This is a genomic window from Deinococcus roseus (assembly GCF_014646895.1).
Lineage (GTDB): Bacteria > Deinococcota > Deinococci > Deinococcales > Deinococcaceae > Deinococcus_C > Deinococcus_C roseus.
This window is the reverse complement of sequence record NZ_BMOD01000017.1, coordinates 20,707-39,890: the sequence shown is the minus strand read 5'-3', so window position 1 is coordinate 39,890 and position 19,184 is coordinate 20,707. Positions and strand designations below refer to the sequence as shown.

Annotated in this window: 19 protein-coding genes; 7 read left to right on the top strand and 12 right to left on the bottom strand. The window is 56.4% G+C overall.

Annotation, left to right across the window (positions count from 1 at the left end):
• The first annotated feature begins 303 nt into the window (after nt 1–303).
• Genes IEY52_RS18210 through IEY52_RS18200 form a run of 3 tightly spaced genes read left to right on the top strand, consistent with a single transcriptional unit; the run spans nt 304 to nt 1,784 of the window.
• The gene (locus IEY52_RS18210; protein ID WP_229684863.1) at nt 304–651 is read left to right on the top strand and encodes an ArsR/SmtB family transcription factor; all 348 of its coding nucleotides are present in this window, start codon (nt 304–306) and stop codon (nt 649–651) included.
• Between the two features lie 9 nt (nt 652–660).
• Nucleotides 661–1,122 (top strand): arsenate reductase ArsC, encoded by a 462-nt coding sequence (locus IEY52_RS18205; RefSeq protein ID WP_189005072.1) that lies wholly within the window; start codon nt 661–663, stop codon nt 1,120–1,122.
• Complete coding sequence (locus IEY52_RS18200) at nt 1,119–1,784, top strand: MIP/aquaporin family protein (RefSeq protein WP_189005069.1); 666 nt, start codon at nt 1,119–1,121, stop codon at nt 1,782–1,784. Before IEY52_RS18205 ends, IEY52_RS18200 begins: the two co-directional genes overlap by 4 nt.
• Before the next feature lie 2 nt (nt 1,785–1,786).
• Here the strand turns inward: IEY52_RS18200 and IEY52_RS18195 are convergent, their stop codons facing one another.
• The 5 genes from IEY52_RS18195 to IEY52_RS18175 all read right to left on the bottom strand — a co-directional run bounded on the left by IEY52_RS18195 (nt 1,787) and on the right by IEY52_RS18175 (nt 5,427).
• Complete coding sequence (locus IEY52_RS18195) at nt 1,787–3,028, bottom strand: MFS transporter (protein ID WP_189005067.1); 1,242 nt, start codon at nt 3,026–3,028, stop codon at nt 1,787–1,789.
• Nucleotides 3,022–3,558 carry a DUF6428 family protein gene (locus IEY52_RS18190; RefSeq protein WP_189005063.1) on the bottom strand — a complete coding sequence of 179 codons (537 nt, stop codon included), beginning with the start codon at nt 3,556–3,558 and terminating at the stop codon, nt 3,022–3,024. The genes IEY52_RS18195 and IEY52_RS18190 overlap by 7 nt, the downstream gene beginning before the upstream one ends.
• Before the next feature lie 65 nt (nt 3,559–3,623).
• Complete coding sequence (locus tag IEY52_RS18185) at nt 3,624–3,977, bottom strand: ArsR/SmtB family transcription factor (RefSeq protein WP_189005061.1); 354 nt, start codon at nt 3,975–3,977, stop codon at nt 3,624–3,626.
• A 31-nt stretch (nt 3,978–4,008) separates the two neighbouring features.
• Nucleotides 4,009–5,079, bottom strand: a complete 1,071-nt coding sequence (locus IEY52_RS18180) for a flavin-containing monooxygenase (RefSeq protein WP_189005058.1) — start codon at nt 5,077–5,079, stop codon at nt 4,009–4,011.
• A 48-nt stretch (nt 5,080–5,127) separates the two neighbouring features.
• Nucleotides 5,128–5,427 carry an ArsR/SmtB family transcription factor gene (locus tag IEY52_RS18175; RefSeq protein WP_189005056.1) on the bottom strand — a complete coding sequence of 100 codons (300 nt, stop codon included), beginning with the start codon at nt 5,425–5,427 and terminating at the stop codon, nt 5,128–5,130.
• 93 nt (nt 5,428–5,520) lie between these two features.
• Here IEY52_RS18175 and IEY52_RS18170 point away from each other — a divergent pair, with 93 nt between their 5' ends.
• The 4 genes from IEY52_RS18170 to IEY52_RS18155 are packed head-to-tail and all read left to right on the top strand — an operon-like array spanning nt 5,521 to nt 6,736.
• Entirely contained in the window at nt 5,521–5,922 is a 402-nt protein-coding gene (locus IEY52_RS18170) for a MerR family transcriptional regulator (RefSeq protein ID WP_189005054.1), read from the top strand.
• 34 nt (nt 5,923–5,956) lie between these two features.
• A complete protein-coding gene (locus IEY52_RS18165; RefSeq protein ID WP_189005052.1) occupies nt 5,957–6,139 on the top strand; it encodes a hypothetical protein in 183 nt (60 codons plus the stop codon).
• Nucleotides 6,132–6,386, top strand: coding sequence for a hypothetical protein (locus IEY52_RS18160; RefSeq protein ID WP_189005049.1), 255 nt, complete (start codon nt 6,132–6,134; stop codon nt 6,384–6,386). The genes IEY52_RS18165 and IEY52_RS18160 overlap by 8 nt, the downstream gene beginning before the upstream one ends.
• A 17-nt stretch (nt 6,387–6,403) precedes the next feature.
• Nucleotides 6,404–6,736: a YnfA family protein gene (locus tag IEY52_RS18155; RefSeq protein WP_189005046.1), complete on the top strand. Its 333-nt coding sequence runs from the start codon at nt 6,404–6,406 to the stop codon at nt 6,734–6,736.
• Nucleotides 6,737–6,831: 95 nt separating this feature from the next.
• Here IEY52_RS18155 and IEY52_RS18150 read toward each other — a convergent pair whose 3' ends face one another.
• From IEY52_RS18150 to IEY52_RS18120, 7 genes are all read right to left on the bottom strand, one after another.
• Nucleotides 6,832–8,328 carry an MACPF domain-containing protein gene (locus IEY52_RS18150; RefSeq protein WP_189005044.1) on the bottom strand — a complete coding sequence of 499 codons (1,497 nt, stop codon included), beginning with the start codon at nt 8,326–8,328 and terminating at the stop codon, nt 6,832–6,834.
• Nucleotides 8,329–8,681: 353 nt separating this feature from the next.
• On the bottom strand, nt 8,682–9,764 hold the full coding sequence (locus IEY52_RS18145; protein WP_189005042.1) for a glycoside hydrolase family 43 protein: 1,083 nt from the start codon (nt 9,762–9,764) through the stop codon (nt 8,682–8,684).
• Between the two features lie 348 nt (nt 9,765–10,112).
• Nucleotides 10,113–14,018 (bottom strand): C39 family peptidase, encoded by a 3,906-nt coding sequence (locus IEY52_RS18140; protein ID WP_189005038.1) that lies wholly within the window; start codon nt 14,016–14,018, stop codon nt 10,113–10,115.
• A 762-nt stretch (nt 14,019–14,780) separates the two neighbouring features.
• Entirely contained in the window at nt 14,781–15,821 is a 1,041-nt protein-coding gene (locus IEY52_RS18135; RefSeq protein WP_229684862.1) for a zinc-dependent alcohol dehydrogenase family protein, read from the bottom strand.
• A complete protein-coding gene (locus IEY52_RS18130) occupies nt 15,818–16,684 on the bottom strand; it encodes a carbohydrate ABC transporter permease (protein ID WP_189005036.1) in 867 nt (288 codons plus the stop codon). Before IEY52_RS18130 ends, IEY52_RS18135 begins: the two co-directional genes overlap by 4 nt.
• Nucleotides 16,681–17,598, bottom strand: coding sequence for a carbohydrate ABC transporter permease (locus IEY52_RS18125; protein ID WP_189005034.1), 918 nt, complete (start codon nt 17,596–17,598; stop codon nt 16,681–16,683). Before IEY52_RS18125 ends, IEY52_RS18130 begins: the two co-directional genes overlap by 4 nt.
• A 242-nt stretch (nt 17,599–17,840) precedes the next feature.
• On the bottom strand, nt 17,841–19,175 hold the full coding sequence (locus tag IEY52_RS18120) for an ABC transporter substrate-binding protein (RefSeq protein WP_189005031.1): 1,335 nt from the start codon (nt 19,173–19,175) through the stop codon (nt 17,841–17,843).
• Nucleotides 19,176–19,184 lie beyond the last annotated feature (9 nt).

Below are 19,184 nucleotides of genomic sequence, written 5' to 3'. Positions count from 1 at the left end.
GGATTTGACCTGTGAGAACGAATTGAAGATGCTCAAATCTATCAGGAGAAGCTGACTGAATCATGAAAAATTGCTCTAGGTTCAAAGCATCCAGCACTTCATGCGTCTGGCAGCAGGCTTCAGCTGGTTTGCCAGAAGGGTAAGGGTTTTCCCTCTTATGCTGCTGGGTGTTTTGGCAAACAAATTTGCCTTCAGCAGCGACACCTGTATCGGAAAGAGCGGTTGCATAAGGATTGCGAAGGCTTGCTGTGGAAGATCCGGCCCCTGGATTTCAGGGACCCTCAAAAGCATATACTTGGGTGCATGGGAACACCTGAAAACCATCAAATGGAATTTATCCCAGGCCCTGTTTTTGACCTGTTGAAAGCCATCGCCCATGAAATCCGTTACGAGATCCTCTCCTTGCTGGCCCACCGGGAATTGTGCGTGTGTGACCTTGAACACCACCTTGGCCTCAACCAGAGCAAAGTCTCTTATCATCTGGGCATCCTCAAAGAAGCTGGTCTGGTACAAAGTGAGCAGCGTGGTAAAAACAGCTACTACCGCATGGTTATGGCTCCCCTGTACCACCTCGGGGGCAACCTGCTGGAAGATCTGCTGACCAGACGACTTGACCACACCCTGACCCATCAAGCAGAATCGATGTGTTAACCTGATCGCATGACCAGAATTTTGATTTTGTGCACCCACAACAGTGCCCGCAGCCAGATGGGTGAAGGGCTGCTCAGACACCTTGCCCAGAAACACGGTTTGCAGGCAGAAGTGCACAGCGCAGGCACCGAGGCCACTTTTGTCAAAGAAGGGGCAAAGCAGGCCATGCAGGACATCGGCATTGACCTGTCCAGTCACACCAGCAAGAAGCTCTTTGACCTGCCAGATCCCTGGAATTTTGATTACGTGATCACCGTGTGTGACAGTGCTGCAGAAGCCTGCCCGGTCTATCCTGCCAGCACCATCCGACTGCACTACCCCTTTACAGACCCCTCGGGAGGCAGTCAGGACAGGTGGAACACCGTGCGGGACCAGATGAAAGTGCAACTTGAGAAGTTTGTTGTGGCGCTCAGCAAGAATCTGGATGTCCCTGAAAGCTACGAGCAAAGCCCCACCGTCGCCCTGTCGTGAGGCAGAAACTGGTCGCCGAATTCCTGGGAACTTTCATGCTGCTCCTCGGTGGGGTGGGGGCCATTGTGCTGACCGCCACGGGAACCCTCCATGCAGGCCTGCTGGGGATTGCCCTGGGGCACGGCATGGGCGTGATGTTCATGGCCTACAGTGTAGGGAAGATCTCCGGTGCCCACTTCAATCCGGCTGTCAGTTTTGCCTTCCTGGTCACCAGAAGGCTGCCTCCAGGAGACTTCTTCGGGTATGTGCTGGCCCAGCTTTCAGGTGCTGCAGTTGCCATCGCAACACTCCAGAGCCTGCTGCCAGAAGCTTCAAAACAGGTAAACTACGGCACGCCAGGCTTCTTTGCTGGACTGGACCTTCCTGGAGGCCTGAAAGTGGAAGTCCTGTTCACAGCCATTCTGACCTTCGTGATCTTTCGGGTGGGCACCCACCAGAACCACCCTCAGGCACCCCTGATTGTGGGTCTGACCATCACCAGTCTGATCTGTGTGGCCGGTCCTCTGACTGGACTCATGCTGAATCCTGCACGGGCTTTTGGACCGACCCTGTTTTCTGGTGCATGGCACGATCACTGGGTGTTCTGGGTGGGTCCGTTGCTGGGAGCAGTTGTGGGTGCATTGCTGGCAGAATTTTTGCATCAGAAACCCAGGCCTGAGTGAGCTCAGGTGTTCTGGGTTCTGCTGGAATTTGCATGTGGGTGGAATCGCCCTGCCTGCCAGACCGAAAAGATGGACAGCACAGAGAGGACACTGAGGCTGATCAGGACAGGTCCATATCCATGGAAGCGCAGGTACAGCAGTCCCATCAGCACCGGGAAAAAGGCTTTGGCAAGGGAGGCCCACAAATTCATTGCTCCGCTGATGAAGCCATAATTGCTGGTGCCAAAAGTGTCTGCAATGAGCTTTGCACGGGCCAGGGTGAGGGCTCCGTTGCTGAGCCCGAACAGACCCACAAACAGCCACAGTCCCAGTTGCCCGGGCAGCACCAGCAGGCTCAGGAATGCGAGTGCTTGCGCTGAAAGGGTGACCACCGTGAGGTTCAGGCTGGACACCTTTTCGTCGCTGAGTGGCGTGAAAATTGCGCGTCCTGGAAGGGACATGAAGCCCACCAGTGCTGCTGCTGTGGAGATCAAAGCTGGACTGTACCCTCTTTCCGTGAGCATGGGGACCATGTGGGCGGCCAGGGCAATGCTGTTCGCGGCTCCAAACATGAAAGACACGGTCAGCCACCAGAACGTGGCAGTTCTCAGGACCATGCTGGGTTTCTCGGAAGACAAAACGGGCTGGCTGGGGAGCGTTTCAGGCAAACCATCCACCGTCTGTCCAACTTCGCAGGGAAAGCTGCGCAGAAAAATCAGGTGGGGCAGGATGGTTCCCAGGGCAAGAATTCCTGAGAGAACCTGCAGGGACATCCTCCAGCTGAAGTGGGCCAGCAGCCAGGTGGACAGTGGAATGAAGATGGTGCTGGCCAGTCCCGCCACCAGGGTGATCATGAGGAGGGCTCTGGAACGGTGTTGTTTGAACCAGTGGGCAATGACTGTGAATGCCACTTCGTAAAACACAGCGGCCCAGGCGACCCCCATCAGGGTCCAGACTGCAAAGTATTGCCAGATGGTCTGAACATTCGCCCAGAGGAGCACCAGCACACTGCCCATCAAAGAACCCAGGGTCATGAGGCTCCGGGCTCCTTTTTTGTCGACGTGTTTTCCCAGGATCGGTCCCAGCAGTCCAGAGACCAGGAGGGCAATGGAGAACCCCAGACTGGTCTGTGCCCTGGTCCAGCCGAGTTCCTGTTCCATGGGGAGGGTGAACACTGAAAAGGTGTAGTACAGAATCCCGTAAGAGAGGGTGCAGGTCACAGCCAGGACCCGTGCAAGGGTCCAGCCATAAAAGGGTTTCAGCACCCACACCCACCAGAGGTTTTGTTTTCCGTGCTGGATGATGTTCCACAGCAGGTGCTCTCACTCTGACCAGACAGAACAGCAGCTTCACGGGCACGGTCTGCAGCCTTGCAGCGCACGCCCACCCAGTCCAGATGCACTTGCAACTGTCCGTCAGAAACGCGCAGGTCAGAGACTTCGAAGTGCACGGCGGGCGCTCCATCGTCCCCATATTCGAATTTGATTTCAGCATCCTGCTGCACATGGACCCTGGAGGCCACCTGACCATAGATTTTGAGGAATTTGCCTGCGGTCATGTGCTGGTCGTCTTTTTCATGATTCGATCGCCAGAGTTGCACGATGGTGTCTTTCCACTGGTTCACTTTGCCGCCGCAGTCCACCGTTTCAAAAGTCACGGCTTTGATCTCGGTAACGTGGTATCCCACCGGGACCACTTTGTCCTCTCCAAGATGGAACACCAGGGGCAGGCCTTGCTGTTCTTCGAGGGTTTGCAGGAAACGGCGGGTGGTGAGATGCTCGGAAATCTGGATCATGGGAAAACTCCTTTCGAAGAAACATTGACTGTCATCAATGTGTTGGGCAAAAAAAGAGGAGACGTTCAGCCTCCCAGCAGCGGCAAAAACCGCTGGATCAGGGCAAAACCTTTCTTGTTGATCTGGTAATACATCCACTTGCCCCGTTTTTCCCCGGAAACCAATCCTGCAGAAATCAGGCATTTCATGTGGTGGCTGACCGTGGGCTGGGTGAGCCCTGTGACGCTTTCCAGATCACAGGCACAGATGTCTGGCCCGCAGCAGTTGCCTTCGGGTTTGTGCAGGAACAGCAGGATCTTGAGTCGCATGGGGTCTGACAGGGCCTTGAAGATCCAGGCCACCTGGTCAAGTTGTTCCTGTTCAAGGGAAGCAGACTCAAATGTGGTGTCCAGCTGGATCAGGGGGACTGCGGGGCTCATGGGATCATGTTAATCAAAAGATAGATAAATGTCAATGTGTGGATGTGATGCCCTTTCTTTGAGGGTGCTGCAAGTGGTTTTTTAGATGCCTGACCACCACTGCTGCATCCTGTCCCACACCTCTTAAGCTGGCAGAAGCCAGGGTGCGCTGACCTGAAAGCCCCACAAAATACAGTCCAGGCATGGTCAGGCTGGCCCCCTGTTTCTGAACTGGAAATCCCCTTGCATCCAGGGCTGGTGTGCCTTCTAGAAACGGCAGGTTTGGCAAAAATCCTGTGGCGAAGATCACCGCATCCACCTTTTCACTGTTGCCTTCTGACCACTGCACCCCATGGGGTGTAAAAGACTGGAAAACCTGCCTTTGATCGGGTTTGCCTTCCCGGATGGCCTGCTGGTATGTTCCGGTGTCAAAAACCAGGCTGCTGTTCCCCAGTGGAAGCAGGTGCCCCAGGGGCAGACGGTCAATCAGGGACAGGTGATGGTGAAAATCCACCCCCAGCAGTTTTTGAGGGGCAAAGCGGATGTTGTTGCGGGTGGCCAGGGTCACTGTGGCGTGCCGGGCAAGTTCACAGGCGATCTGCACAGCGGAATTCCCGGCACCCACCACCACCACCCGTTTGCCTGCAAAATCTTCCCAGCTCTGGTACTGGCTGCTGTGCAGGAGGTGCCCGGTGTAACGCTCCTGCCCCGGAAAATGGGGGACATGTGGGCGGTTGAAGGGACCACTGGCCACCACCACGCTGCGAGACTGCAGGGTTTCACCTGGGTGGGTGAGGATTTCAAAATGGCTGTCCAATGCACTGATCTTGATCACCCTGCTGCCTGTCTGGATGGGAAACCGGAAATGCTTTGCATAATTTTGCAGGTACTGCCCGACTTCATCGCGGGTGGGATAATGGTCCGGTTTCCCCGGAAAAGGCAGCCCTGGCAAAGCGGAAAATCGGGCCGGGGAAAAGAGGGTGAGGCTGTTGTAATAGGTGGGCCAGCTGCCCTGGTTTTTTTGGGCAGCTTCCAGCAAAAGGCAGTTCAATCCAGTGTTTCTGAGGTGATAGGCGGTGGCGAGCCCCGCCTGTCCTGCGCCAATGATCAGGGTGTCCAGCATGTTTGTCCTTTCGTTATTTCGGGATTTGACGATATGAAAACCAAAAAATCAGGGCTCTGGAGGGCAGCACTCTTCCACAAGTTGCTGAAGATCTCTCAACTGAGACAGCAATTCCTCGCGGTCAGGGCGGTACAGCACTTCCTTGCCCATGCGTCTGGAGGTCAGGATTCCGGCCCGCTTCATCTGGGTGAGGTGTTCGCTGGCGGTGCTCTGCCCGAGCCCCATTTCTTCTGCCACCTGATTGACGGTGCGCTCTTTGCCGTCCCTGAACAGGGAGAGCAGGATTTTCTGGCGGGTTTCGCCATTCAGGGCTTTTAACAAATCAGACAGGCGGTTCCAGCTCATCATATCGTCTTTCTCCGATTCAACGATAATGGATGCTGCTGATCATCGTCAAGAGCATGTGGATGCAATCCCTTCTGAAAGCCCTACACTGTCTTTATGCTTTTTACCATTGGCCAGCTCTCAAAAACCACCTCTGAGTCCATCAAGACGCTCAGGTACTGGAGCGATCAGGGCCTCCTCACCCACACGGTGAGTGAAAGCCAGTACCGCCAGTACACGGAGAAAGCGCTGGAAGAAGTGCAGTTCATCCGCTCTGCCCAGAAGCTGGGCTGGTCTCTGACCGAAATCAAAACCGTGCTGCAGCAGGGCTGCTCTGGTGACAGCGAATGCAGCACCGTCATTGCGGCTCTGGAACGTCACATTCAGGAAGCCAAACAGCGCATCTCAGACATCCAGCAGCTCAAAGAGAACCTGCAATCCCGTCTGGACTGGGCCAGACAGCAGGAATCCCTGAATTGTACCAGCTCCTGTTGTGTGGTGCTGCTTTCAGAGGCTTGACTCTCCCCCTGAGGGGAGGGTGCACAGTGGGGGCATGGAACCCATCAACCTGATTGCAATGGAAACAGAATTCCAGACCCTTCTTCCCCACACCGAAACAGGCTGCCCTGGCAACACCACACAGGTGTGCTGTGCAGACAGCACCACCAACAGCACCACCAACAGCACCACCAACAGCACCGCAAGCTGCACCCTGCCGGAGGTCCGTGATGAATGAGGGCCAGACCTGCAAAGTGCCCAGCAAAAAACCCTCCAAAGCCCTTGGGTGGCTGGGCATTGTAGGGGTGGGCGCCTGCGGCATCCTGTGCTGTGGACTGGCCCCGATCCTGTTTGCTGCAGGGGCCGGATTTGGTCTGAGCAGCCTGCTGGCCTGGGGCAAAAAATACGACATGCTGCTCCTCGGCATCGGAGTGGTGGTGGTGCTGTTCGGGGGGTGGTGGAGGCTGCGCAGAAACCGGGCCTGACCTGCCGCAACCAACCCATGCTGAACTCGATCTTTCTGCTCCTGCTGGCAGGCCTCGCCGAGATGGGCGGAGGGTACCTGGTCTGGCTGTGGCTGCGAGAAGGAAAGCCCCTCTGGATGGGAATTCTTGGAGGCCTGATTCTGGTGCTTTATGGCATCCTGCCCACCCTGCAACCCGCTGTTCTGGATTTTGGCCGCGTGTATGCAGCCTACGGCGGCCTGTTCAGCGTGCTGTCTTTGCTCTGGGGCTGGATGGTGGATGGAAAAACCCCGGACACCCCGAGCATGGTGGGGGCCTTCATTGCCCTGATCGGGGCTATTGTGATCGTGTACTGGCCCAGAACCGCCTGACAGGATCAAGCAAGCAGACTGAAGCTTTGAAGGTCCCCAAGGCTTCAGTCTGCTTCTTCGTGGTTTCAATTCAGCACAGCAAAATCAATCAGGAATCACTCGCCGTTGCCTGACACGATGGTCCAGACCAGACTCGGGTCGCCAGGGGTGGGGTTGGCCACTGCGGGCACCTGACTGCCAGAGGCCTGCATGGCTCCAGCGGTTTTGTGCAACACGTAAACCTGATCTCCGGTCATCAGGTTGCTGGGCAGGGTGCCCAGTCCAGACACCGGACTGGCCGGGTTGTTGAACACCGACACCAGCTGGGTTTGCTGGTAACCGTTGTTCTCTGCGAAGGTGAACACCACCTGACTGCCGTCTGAACCTGCATCCACGTGTCCTCCAAAGGTGTTGTTGGTGAGGGCCACAAAAGTGTCAGGTGCCAGCGGAGAAGGTCCGTTGTACATGAACACGCTGCTGGAGGTGGGATCAGACACCATGGCGAGGTTGCCCGATTCGCTGGGATCCTGGGTGCGTGCCAGATACTGGCCGCCAGCGTTGACCAGGTAAAATTGCGTGGAATCGGACTGCAACGGCTGCGGGTTGTTCAGGGGCGCACTGTTGGCCTGCAGGTAATTGGTGATGGCGGTTTCCAGCAGGCTTTGCCGGGTGGCGATGTCCGGGTCATTGGGAAAGTTGGTGCCGTTCAGAAGGTCACTCAGCGGGGCCAGGGTCAGGGCGATGGGCACCGGCTGACCACCCACACTGGACACCCAGTTGTCCCAGCTGTCAAAAGGACTGCCTCCAGAGAAGTTTTTCAGGGTGGTGCTGCTCTCGGTGGCAGACTGGTAACTCTGGGTGTTCTGCTGGTTGTAGCTGCCCGAGGCACTTCCCGTGAAAATGTCAAAGGCCCCGGAAGCCCCGGCCTGCACATCAATGCTCTGCGCGATCATGCTGCTGAAGGTGCTGGCCTCCACCACTGTGTACTGGTAGGCCCTCCCCCCAAAGCTCACCGAGGTGGTGTAGTGGGTGCCAAACTGCTGGATGAACTCCTGGTAGGTGGGGTCACTTGCACTGCTGCTGGACAGGTTTTCCACAGCGTTGGCAAAGTCGGTGTCCAGCACCAGGGGCGGAGGATCGTCCAGGGCTGGCGTGAAATTGACCGTCACCAGCCGCACCTCCCGCCAGGTGTAAAGGGTGGAACTCTGCAGGCTGCTTTTCTGCGAAAAAGACTGGCTGTAAGACTCGCTGAGGCTGAATTTGGCGATCAATGGAATGCCGCCGCTGATGGTGGCGGTTTCCCCAAACTGTGACTGGTAATCGCTCTGGCGGAACATCTGCTGGAAGGTCAGGCTGGTGGTGCCGCCCGGATCGGGATTGTTCTGGGTGCTGTCTGGAAAACGAAAATGGTCATTGGCCACCAGCTGCACGTTGTCGTTTTTGTATTGCAGGGCAATCACGGTGGCGCGGCTCCCTCCACTGGCATAATCCAGGGGGTCGGTGAGCAGCAAATCGTATCCCCGTCCCAGAAATGCGATGTTGGGAAAGGTGGGGGCAGCCTGGGTTTGCTGGGTCTGGGCTTCCTGGGATTGGTTTTTGGGTTGTGCGGTCATGAAATCCTCCTGATGGGTGTGCCTGGGTGTTTGACTGTGGAGCATGAATCGCTGTCAATGTCGCAACAGATGAAGCCTGCCATGAAGCGTCCCTGTCGGTGTTCCAGGGGGTATTTTGCAGTGCACTCCTTTCTGCTGAATTCATCTTGCACAAAGGGCCGTTAACAGATCGTTAACGGCCAGGACGGCGAATGAATGGTGTGGTTTTTCTGCAATGGCTGTTTTTGCAAACAGCTCAAGCAGAAAGAGGACACCTTGCAGTGTCCCCTTTCTGGTTTTTTGTTTTTCAGGTTTTGGAGCGTTTGACAGAAGAACAAGAGGTTTCTGGTGGGTGTTTCATAAAATACAGCAATTCACTCGAAGAACTTCAGGCTCCAGCCGGTGTTGCTGTCACTGCCACGGGTGTAGGTGGTGTTGCCCCACCACATGAAGGTCCCGGTGTACCAGTAACGCCCGGCCCAGAATGGATTGGGGTTGTCGGCTTTGGGCACCCCGTGGTACATCAGCGGGAAGCTGGCTCCGGAGGGTGGGCTGGTGTTGATGTCCCCATCAAGCAGCACGAAGGAATGGTGCCCAACCCCTTTGGCATTGAGGGTCTGGTTCCAGCCGCCCATCATGGGGGCGTTGCTGGAGAACAGGCAGCCGTTGGATTTGTAGTAATCCCACACGTAGGTGACGCTGCCATTCAGTTTGAGGCGCAAATCTGCCAGGCAGTAATTGACATCCCAGCTGCCGTTGGCAGAGTACACAATGTGCAGTTGCCCGCTGGGGTCAATGATCGGCTGGGGGCCTTCATTCACGCGGGTGGGGGGGTTGGGGTCCACTTTCTCCCAGCTTTCTCTGGGCTGCGAGATGATGAAACGCCCGCCTGTCACGGTGGTGGGGCTGGACATGGTGGCCACATAAATGTTCTGTTCTCCGTTGGTGTCTCCGGCCCACCCGGACCAGGTGAAGTACCACTGGTTTTTGTATTTGAAGGCGGTTCCGTCAATGGCCCATTTGTTGTCGGGCAGGTTCATGAAGGTGGCCCCGTTGTACCCGGACTGGGGCGAGTTGGATTTGATGTAGTACATGCGGTGGGCCGATCCTGCTCCACCTGCGAAGTAAATGTAGTGGGTGTTGGTGGCAGGGTCCCGGATGATTTCCGGGGCCCAGATTTCCGGGATGTTGCCGGGGTTGCCCCACACCTGCACCCGTGCTGCGCTGGCCAGATTTGCAGGTGAGGATGCGGCCCTCACGAAAATCAGCCGTCCGTCGGATTCGACAGAGTAATAGGTGCTGCCCACCCGGATCACACTGGGGTCGGCGTTTTTGATGGAGGTCTGACCCTGGGTGGTGATCTGGCCGGGGTGCTGTTGCTGGGGTTGCGGTCCAGGGTTGCAGGCCATCAGGGTGCTGAGCAGGGCCACTGCGAGGACAGGGGTGGTTTTTCGCATGAATGCTCCTGTGAAACGCAGCCCACCTGACCGGAACAGGCAGCCTGAGCTTCTGCCGCCATCAAAGCGGCATGGTGTGAATTGGGGGTACACCAAAATATTACCAATAAAATCGTTAACTGTCAAATTATTTTGTTGGTAATATTGTGTGGATTTTCAGGGGAAATTGATTAAGTGCGTCTGGATTGGCGATCTACGCGATATTCTTCTGGGAGAAGGGTTTTCTGGTCTGTTCATTTGTGCCAATTTCGCGGTAAAATTGGAGGGTTTCTCGGAAAATCCCATAAAAAATAACAAAATATCAGAAAAACTTGTTGGTATTTGAGGCAACCCATCAGGCCTGACCTGTCAGGAAAGCTCAGAGAAATCAGAGGGCTGCACTCTGGACTGGGGGGCAGACTTGTCTGCAACAACAGGCTCAATCACATAACACATGCCCTGGGAGTGCCTCAGCCAGACCTGCTGCAATTCTCTCCTGCGGTAAATGCGCCGGACTTCTGCCACGTGAACGGCTGCCGGATCCCGCACGATCACATCGCCATTTTCAGTGAAGCCTGCCAGCAACAGCAGGTGACCAGCGGAGCGGGGCAGTGGGGCTCCGTGCAGTTCTCCGTCTTTCCAGCTGATGCTGATGATCAAGGGAATGCCCCGCGCAATATAGGTTTCAGCTTCATTCAGGCTTGCAAGGCGGTTCACATGGCCCTTCATGCCAAATGCAGCAACGGCAGCCGTGTTGAACACCCAGTTGCCGGTGCCCCGGTAGGTGCCGTCATACACCCGCTGGGCCAGTTCTGGCACAGTGGTTTCCACCCCGTGAAATCCCAGCACCATTTTCAGGCAGGTGGGACTGCACCAGCCTGCCCCCTCCTCGTAGGTGAGTTGAGACATGGAGGGAACCTGCAATTCCAGCCCCCAGGCTTTCTGCTGCTGGGCAGGCGCTGAACTTTGTTCATCCTGTTCTCCAGTGGTCAGCACAGAGATGTCGTGCAGCAGCGGAGAAGTGCGGTCGGTCTGCCTGCTGAAGGTCACGCAGTACTGGTAAGCGGTGGCCGGGGTGAACAGTTTCAGCACATCGGTGTCCATGTGGCCGTGCTGGTCTTTCTGGCCCCTGCGGCTGTTGCGGGACGCTTCAGACCATTCCCCGAAAGAGTAGTCACCAGACCACTCACCTGCCACTTTCACCCGCACAGAGAACTCCAGCATGCTGCCCGTGGGGGCACGGGCATTCCAGGACAGGATCATGGAAGTGAAAGGATCACAGGGGATTTCGGCAGAGATGAGGGTTCCGGCATTGCAATCTGTCTGCAACACCACCCCTCCATCAAGTTGCAGGTGCTGCAGGGTGCAATTTCTGAAGGTTTGCAGGTTGTGCTGGGTCCGCTGGTGTTTGAGGGGCATGTTTTTCCCCACCTCCTGGTTGAGCAACTGGCTGAGTTCTGCTGCCCGCTGGAACTGCCTTGCAGCACGGGCGTAATTGATGCCCTGTTCCATCAACTCAAAAGCATGGGGATCGATGCGCAAACCCAGTTCCAGCACATCCAGTGCTTCTTGCATTTTTCCCTTGATGGCCAGGTCTCCTGCAATTTCGCGGGCCAGGTAAGCCGCTGAGGCCCGCAGCTGTTCCCGCACCGTTTCGGCCCAGTCGGTGTTGATGGTGCTGAAAAACTGGGCGGGCAGTTTGTGCAGCAAATCCATCTGGGTGTCCATGCTCAGGTGGTCCCAGTCCATGTACAGATCGAGGTCTGAAGTGACCTCAAACTTTTCATGGAGCATCCAGCCTTCTCTGGGATCCCGCAGGATCAGGTCCTCGTAAAGGGCGTCCACTTCACGGAGGATTTTTTTCAGCATGGAGAATGCCGCAGACACCCGGTTGCTGCGGGTCTGGCGGTCCTGCAGGTCCTCGCGCCACAGGTGATCTGCAATGTGCACCGAAGAGGAATAACGCCCACGGTGCAGGTGCAGGTAAATCAGGGCCATCAGGGGATAGAAGTTGGGCACCTTCACTTCCCGCTGGCCGATCCACAACCTGGGCTTGTCCAGCATTTCAAGGTGGATTTTCTGGATGGCATTGAACTGCGGGCGGCTTTGCTGAATCAGGGCTTTCAGGGTTTCGGTGTGCCAGCCCTGCTCCATGAAATGGTCCAGCACCCCGGAAAAAGCGTCATAATGCATGCCCAGCATGATTCCGCTGTCGCGATGGCCAATCACTTCCAGCAGCACATCGGCATCCTGCCGGGTTGCTTTTTTCAGTTCATGCTTGACCTTGCAGCGAAAAAGCTGGGCCAGCAACACCACATCCAGTCCTCCATTCTGCCTGTTCACCACCAGTTCATTCAGGGCCAGCAACGCCTGGCGTTTCCTGCCATTGGCGTAATGGTAAATGCCATAAAAGAGCGGAAGGTGGTCTTGCCTGCCATCCAGGTTTCTGGAGATGGGATGGCTTTTCAGCTGATGCTCAAACAGGGCAAAATGCGCATTGAGTTCTTCCAGTTTGCCCTGCCGGTACAGCACGTAACAGATGAGGCTGGCAGGCAGCAGGGCCGCAAATCGGTTCTGGTACGTTTCATACAGCCTGAGGCTTTCTTGCATGTCCTGCAGGGCTTCTGGAAATTTGTGGATTTCCAGGTAAACCAGACTGCGGGTGGCATGCAGCACCCCTTTGTAAGGATGTTTGCTGCTCATGGCCCCGATGGCCCCATTCAGGTTTTCCAGGGCCTTCTGGTACTGCCCGAGGTCTTTTTGCAGATCGGCCAGGGCATTGACTGCAGGAGCAGCCCGATTCACCAGACCCAGATGTCTGGCAAAGCGCAGGGCTTCACTGGCGTGGTATTCCACGGCTTGCGGATGGCCCAGCAGCCGTTCAATGTAAGCCACACGGCAGTGGCTGGTGATCAGCATTTCTTGCAATCCGGTGCTGCGGGCCAGGGTCACGCAGTGGTCTGCCATTTCCAGTGCTTTTTGCAAATCGCCCAGCCGCCGGTGGTAAAGCACCTCCTGGCAGGCCACCCGCAGTTCGTCTTCCGGGTCCATGGCCAGCGATTTGGCCTGTTCCAGCATGTGGCGGCATTCTTCCAGACGGTCGCGGCTGACCGCAATGCGGGCCAGGTTCACAAAGGTGCGTGAAATGGGCACCTGGTCCTGGGCCAGTTCCAGCAGCATGCGTTCACTGGTTTCCAGGTGGGCCAGTTCCAGGTGTGCTTCTGCCAGCGCAGTGCGCAAAAATGGAGTGAGGGTGCGGGTGTCCAGGGTTTCCATCACCGCCACCACCTCATCGAACTGGTCTTGCCTGAGCCAGTCGTGCATGGTTTTCTCCAGCCAGGGCAGCAGGGTGTCCAGCTGCTGGGTGGCGAGCAACCGACGGATTCGCTGCTGGATCTGGGCCACATCCAGCGCCCCGGATGGCCATTCCAGGCTGTCCTGCTGGTCCAGCAACCACTCTTGCAAGAGGGGGTGCAACCGGTAATGCAGCAGGTCGGTGGGCAACAAAGGCAGGCCAGCTTCCAGCAACTTCCAGAGGATGTCCGGCTGGGCGAAGTCTGATTCTTTCCACACTTCTTTTTGCAACAAGGCAGAGAGCACTGCAGTCACCCCATCGGGAAGCTCCTGAACCAGTTCACTGATGTAGGCTTTGGGATCGTAAACAAACTGTCCCAGATGCTGGTTGCTGACCTCCTGGCACCATCCCTGACTTTTTTGATGTTCCTCTGCTGTGTAAGGACGGCCCAGCAGCAGCGCACACTCCTGCAGATTGAAGGCCAGCTGGTCTGCCTTGAACACCTCGATTTGCTGTTTGCTGAACAGCTGTTGAAACCCCAGCAGTTTCGGAGACCGGCTGCACAGAATGACCTGTTGGGGTTCCGGGAGGTGTCGGCAGACGCGGGCCACCATGTGCAGGGCCTCCGGGGTGTACCCGCCCAGGCCATCAAAAACCAGTTTCAGGGGCAGGTCCTGAAATTCCTCCAGCACATCAAAAACAGCTTCCAGCGAAGCGGAGGGGTCTTTCAGAGACCAGCCCAGCAAACCCTGCAATTGTCGGAGCAGCTCCTGCAGCACCCTTTCACTGCTGGTGCTGGCTTTGCGGTCTGTGATCCAGACGCAGGGGGATTTCTGAATGCGCATCCACTGGGCCACAGCCACTGTTTTGCCGTAACCACTGGGGGCCACCAGCAGCACCACAGGCTTTTTGCTTCTGGAAAACTGAGCAAGGAGGGCTGCACGAAGCACCTCATTCAGGATGGGTTCGGGAATTGGCATCGGGACCTGAAGCTCCTTTTCGCAATACCATTTTGCCACAGCTCAGCGGGCAGGTTGAATGGCAGGACCGGCCAGCAAGAGGGTCAACAGATGGATCCACAATGTTCTGAACACCTGTTCAGAAAAGATTAAGGTGTGTTCCCCATAGACCAGGTCGTCAAAATGACTTAAGCTGAGAAAGACTTCAGGAGTGTGGTCACAAAATTTAAAGAAGCCTGGATCATGTCCAGGCTTTTGTTTTTGTTGTGGGCACCCGCCTCAAATCGAAAGCTTTCGAAAACAATTTTTTTGCTGGTCAAGCTATGCTGTTTCTGAGAGCCCACCAAAGGTGTCCAGCTGCAATGCAGGCAGACCATCTCAATTTTTGCACCCCATGGAAAATGTATCTTTTGCGACAGACAGTTAAAAACCCCTTCGATCTCTGCGCCAGAGAAAAAACCACGTCTGGTACAGACATTAAAACCCATTAAATTGTGCATGTCATACTGTTCTCGGTTGGTTTTGGAGGCCAGTGCTCTGGAAAGGCTGTTCTTCTGTATGTATCGACTTGTGCTGTATTGACACGTATCCGTTTCCAAAAGATTTCACCTCCAGAAATTCCGACTGGGCACTGAAATGCGAAACCCACCAGCACCACCGAATGACTGAAAAGACAAAAATCCACACTCCTTGATTGAAGTCAAACCTATGTATAGCGAACAAACCGGGCATTGCCCGGTTTGTTCTTTTTCTCGTTCTTTTTCTTGTTTTTGTGTTGCAGGTTCAGAGGTCAGGAGAAACGATGGATTTGATGGATCCTGCAGAAGCTGCAATCTTCTGCCCGATGGCTTCATGCAGTTTGCCCAATGGCAGGGTGTCGGTGATGAGCTCTTTGACTTGCACCTGACCCGAACGCATCCAGCGCAACGCCAGTGGAATGGTGCTGTTCAGAGAAAAACTGCCCAGAATGGTCAAATCCTTGCGGAAGATCTCGTAGGGGCTCACTTCAATTCTGGCGTTTTCCGGGGCCACCCCGAAAATGAGGATTTTCCCTCCTGCAATCGCCTGATCAATCATGGTCTGCTGCACCCGGGGTACTCCAGTGGCTTCAGTGACCACATCGAAACCGTAAGGGTAAAGGTCCTTCAGTTCTTCATTCAGGGTGCTGGAAGCCAGGAAAGCGTGTTTTGCCCCCAGTTGTTGCGCAAGCTGCAGGCGGGAAGGCTGGGTGTCCACCACGGCAATTTCACTGACGCCGGAGGCCAGCAACGCCTGCATCAGCAAAAGTCCAATCCCTCCAGCTCCGTACAGCAGGGCGGTGCTGCCCGGATCGGGCCTGAGGCGGGTGATGCCCCAGGCCACGCAGCCCAGCGGCTCTGCAAACACTGCAACCTCAGGTTCCAGGTCGCTCGCATCGTAAACCACGCTGGCCGGAGCAACCACGTACTGGGCAAATCCACCTGCACGGGTGACCCCGATGGCCTCGTAGTGCAGGCACTGGTGGCGCATGCCTTTCTGGCACATGATGCAGGTTCCGCAGTTCAAATCCGGGTCCAGCACCACCCGCTGCCCTTCGGTGAAGCCCTGAACCTCTTTGCCCACAGCATCGATCACGCCCACAATTTCATGGCCAGGGATCAGGGGCAAAGTGGCCTGAAAGTGGCCTTCCAAAAGGTGCGCGTCGGTTCCACACACCCCGGTGAGCAGGATTTTGATGCGCACCTCTCCAGCCTGGGGTTCTGGAAGCTCCACCTCCCGGTACTCGATCACTCCAGGCTGGGTGATCAGGGCGGCGTGCATGGTTCTGGTGGCAGAGGTGGTCATTTGACGGCTCCAAAGGTCAGGCCGCGAATCAGCTGTTTCTGGGCGAACCAGCCGAAAATCATCACAGGAGCGATGGTGAGTGTGGCCGCAGCAGACATCTTGGCCCAGAACAGGCCTTCAGAGGTCTTGAAGGAACTGATGAACACCGACAGGGGTGAAGCGTCCGAGGAGGTCAAATTCAGCGCGAAGAACACTTCGTTCCAGGCGAAAATCACACAGAGCAGGGCGGTGGAGGCAATGCCAGGGAGGGCCAGGGGCATGGCGACCTGGAAGAACTCCTGCATCATGCTGGCTCCGTCCACCTTGGCGGCTTCAAAAATCCCGAAGGGAATCTCTGAAATGTAGGAGTGCACCATCCAGACCACCAGGGGCAAATTGATGGTGGTGAACATCAGGATCAGGCCCAGGTGGGTGTCCAGCAGTTTGGCATCCCGGAAAATCAGGAACAGGGGAACAATCACCCCGACGGGGGGCATCATTTTGGTGGAGAGCATCCACAGGAGTGTCCCTTTGGTTCTGGCTCCAGGGTACAGGGCCATGGCGAAACCCGCAGGAACCCCGAGCAGGAAGGCCAGCAGCGTGGATCCGCCCACAATGATCAGGGAGTTTTTCAGGAAAGGCGCGTAGGTTTCCAGCGCACCCTGAAAGTTCTCCAGGGTGGGGGTGAAAAAGAACACTGGAGGGGTCGCGAAAGCCTGGGCTTCGGTTTTGAAGCCTGCCACAATCATCCAGATCAGTGGGAACAGGAACATCAAGAGCACCAGATAGGTGAAGAGGGTGAGCAGGCTGTTCTGGACGGACAGCACAATTTTGCGGTTTTGCTCGTTCTGGCGACTCTTGGTGACTTCTTTGACCTGACTCATGCCCGGCCTCCCTGAATGTTGCGGCCAATGATCCTCAGCATCACCGAAGCCACCAGGTTGGTGAACAGCACAGCGATCACCCCGGCAGCGGAAGCCAGACCGATGTTGTACTCGGCGAAGGCTTTCTGGTAGATGAAGTAAGGGATGGTGGTGGTGGAGATGCCAGGACCGCCAGAAGTTGCGGTGTAAATCTCGCCGTACACCTGCATCAGGAAGATGGTTTCCAGCAAGATCACCACTTCCAGGGACTTCATCCAGTTGGGGATGATCACATACCAGAATTCCTGCAGGGGGTTGCAGCCGTCCAGACGGGCAGCTTCCAGTTGTTCTTCAGGGATGCCCTGCAGACCGGTCAGCAGGATCAAAGCAGCGAAAGGGGTCCATTCCCAGGTGACCATGGTGATGATGCTCTGCATGGGGTAGGTCGAGAGGTAATCCACCACAGGCAGCCCGAGTTGCTGGCTGACCCAGCCGAAGAAACCGAAAACGGGGTTCATCAGCATGTTCTTCCAGACCACGGCGGTCACCACAGGCATCACCAGGAAAGAGCTGATGAACAGGGTGCGCACAATGCCACGGCCCAGGAAGCGGCGGTTGAGCAGCATGGCGACTGCGCCACCAATCACCACGGTCAGCACCACCACGGAGAGCATCAACACGATGGTGTTGAGGATCACGTGCAAATTCTGGCTGTCGGTGAACAGGGACAGGTAGTTGCTCAGCCCGATGAAAGGACGGTCTCCGGGGATGGTGAGGTTCCACTTGAAGAAGCTGTAGTACACCGTCATCAGGAACGGCAACTGGGTGGTCACAATCAGGTAGATGAGCGCGGGCAGCACCAGCAGCACCGCAGGGACATTGACCGGCTGCCTCTGTTGAGGGGTTTTTTGGGTGGTGGTTGGGTTGCTGAGCATCCTGTCCTCCTCAGAGGGTTCCGGGTTGCACCCCGTGGGGTGGGTCTGCGGGAAGAAACGAAGAGAAAACAAAAAGGGGAGGGCGAAAACCGCCCTCCAGTCGGGTGAAACCAGCCGGGGATGTTGGGGTGGATGGGGCTGGTTTCACAGCGGCGAGGAAGTGGGATGAAAGGAGGTGCCCCGTGCCGCGGAGGACGTTGATGGAGCGGGAAGGATGCAGGAGAGGCACCCTTCCCAGAGGTTCACTTCTTGTAGTTGCCTTCGGTGGAGACTTTGTCTGCGGCAGCCTGGCTCTGTTTGAGGGCCTGATCGACGGTCATCTGACCGCTCAGGACGCCTGCCAGGTACTGTCCGACCTGGGTGCCCAGGGCCTGGAATTCGGGGATGGCCACGAACTGCACGCCGGTGTAGGGCACCTTGTCCTTGGTGGCGTTGGTGGGGTCGGCACGCTGGATGCTGTCCAGAACGATGTTGGCAAAGGCACCTGCGGCTTTCTGGTACTCGGGGTTGGCATAGGTGGACTTGCGGGTTCCTGGAGGCACGGCACCCCAGTTGCCTTTTTCTTGTGCCACCAGCTCGATGTAGTCCTTGGAAGTGGCCCAGGTGATGAACTTGAAGGCTTCATTCTCATGCTGGGTGCTCTTGGGGATGGCCAGGGACCAGATCCACAGCCAGTTGCTGCCTTTGGGGGTGCCGGGGCCGGTGGGGCTGTTGGCGAAGCCCACGGTGTTCACCACCTTGGATTGTGCGGGGTCGGTCACGAAGCCTGCAGCCACGGTGGCATCGATCCACATTCCGCATTTGCCCTGGGCAAAGAGGGTCAGGTTCTCGGTGAAGCCGTTGCCGGTGACTCCGGGAGGGCCGTACTTCTTGATCAGATTGGTGTAGAAGGTCATGGCGTTTTTCCAGGCGGGGGTGTTTACCGTGGCATTCCAGTTCATGTCGAACCAGCGGCCACCAAAGGTGTTGATCACCGTGCCGAAGACGGCCATGTTTTCACCCCAGCCAGGCAGACCACGCAGGCAGATGCCGTACTGGCCCTGTGCGGGTTTGTGCAGGGCCTTGGCGAAACGCTCGATCTGGGTCCAGGTGGGCTTTACGGGCATCTTCAGACCGGCTTTGGCAAAGAGGTCTTTGCGGTAGAAGGTCATGCTGGACTCTGCGTAGAAGGGCAGCGCGTGGATCAGGTTGTTGTAGGAGAGGCCCTTGCGCACCGGAGCGAGCATGTCATCAAGATCGTAGGAAGACTTGATGTCGGGGAATTTGGTGAAGAGTGGCCCAAGGGGTTCCAGCCAGCCGTTCTTGGCCCAGATCGGCACTTCATAAGCGCCCACCGTGGCGATGTCGAAGGTGCCTGCACCAGAGGCGATGTCCAGGGTGATTTTCTGGCGCAGTTCGTTTTCGGGGAGGACCACCCATTTGACCTTGATGTCCGGGTAGGCTTTCTCAAACTCTGGGGTCAGCTTCTGCATGGTCACCATGTCAGGGTTGTTCACGGTGGCAATGGTGATGGTGGTTTGCGCGAAAGCAACAGATCCCAGGCTGAGCACCAGACTTAAGGCGGCAAACTTCTTCATGTTTTGCTC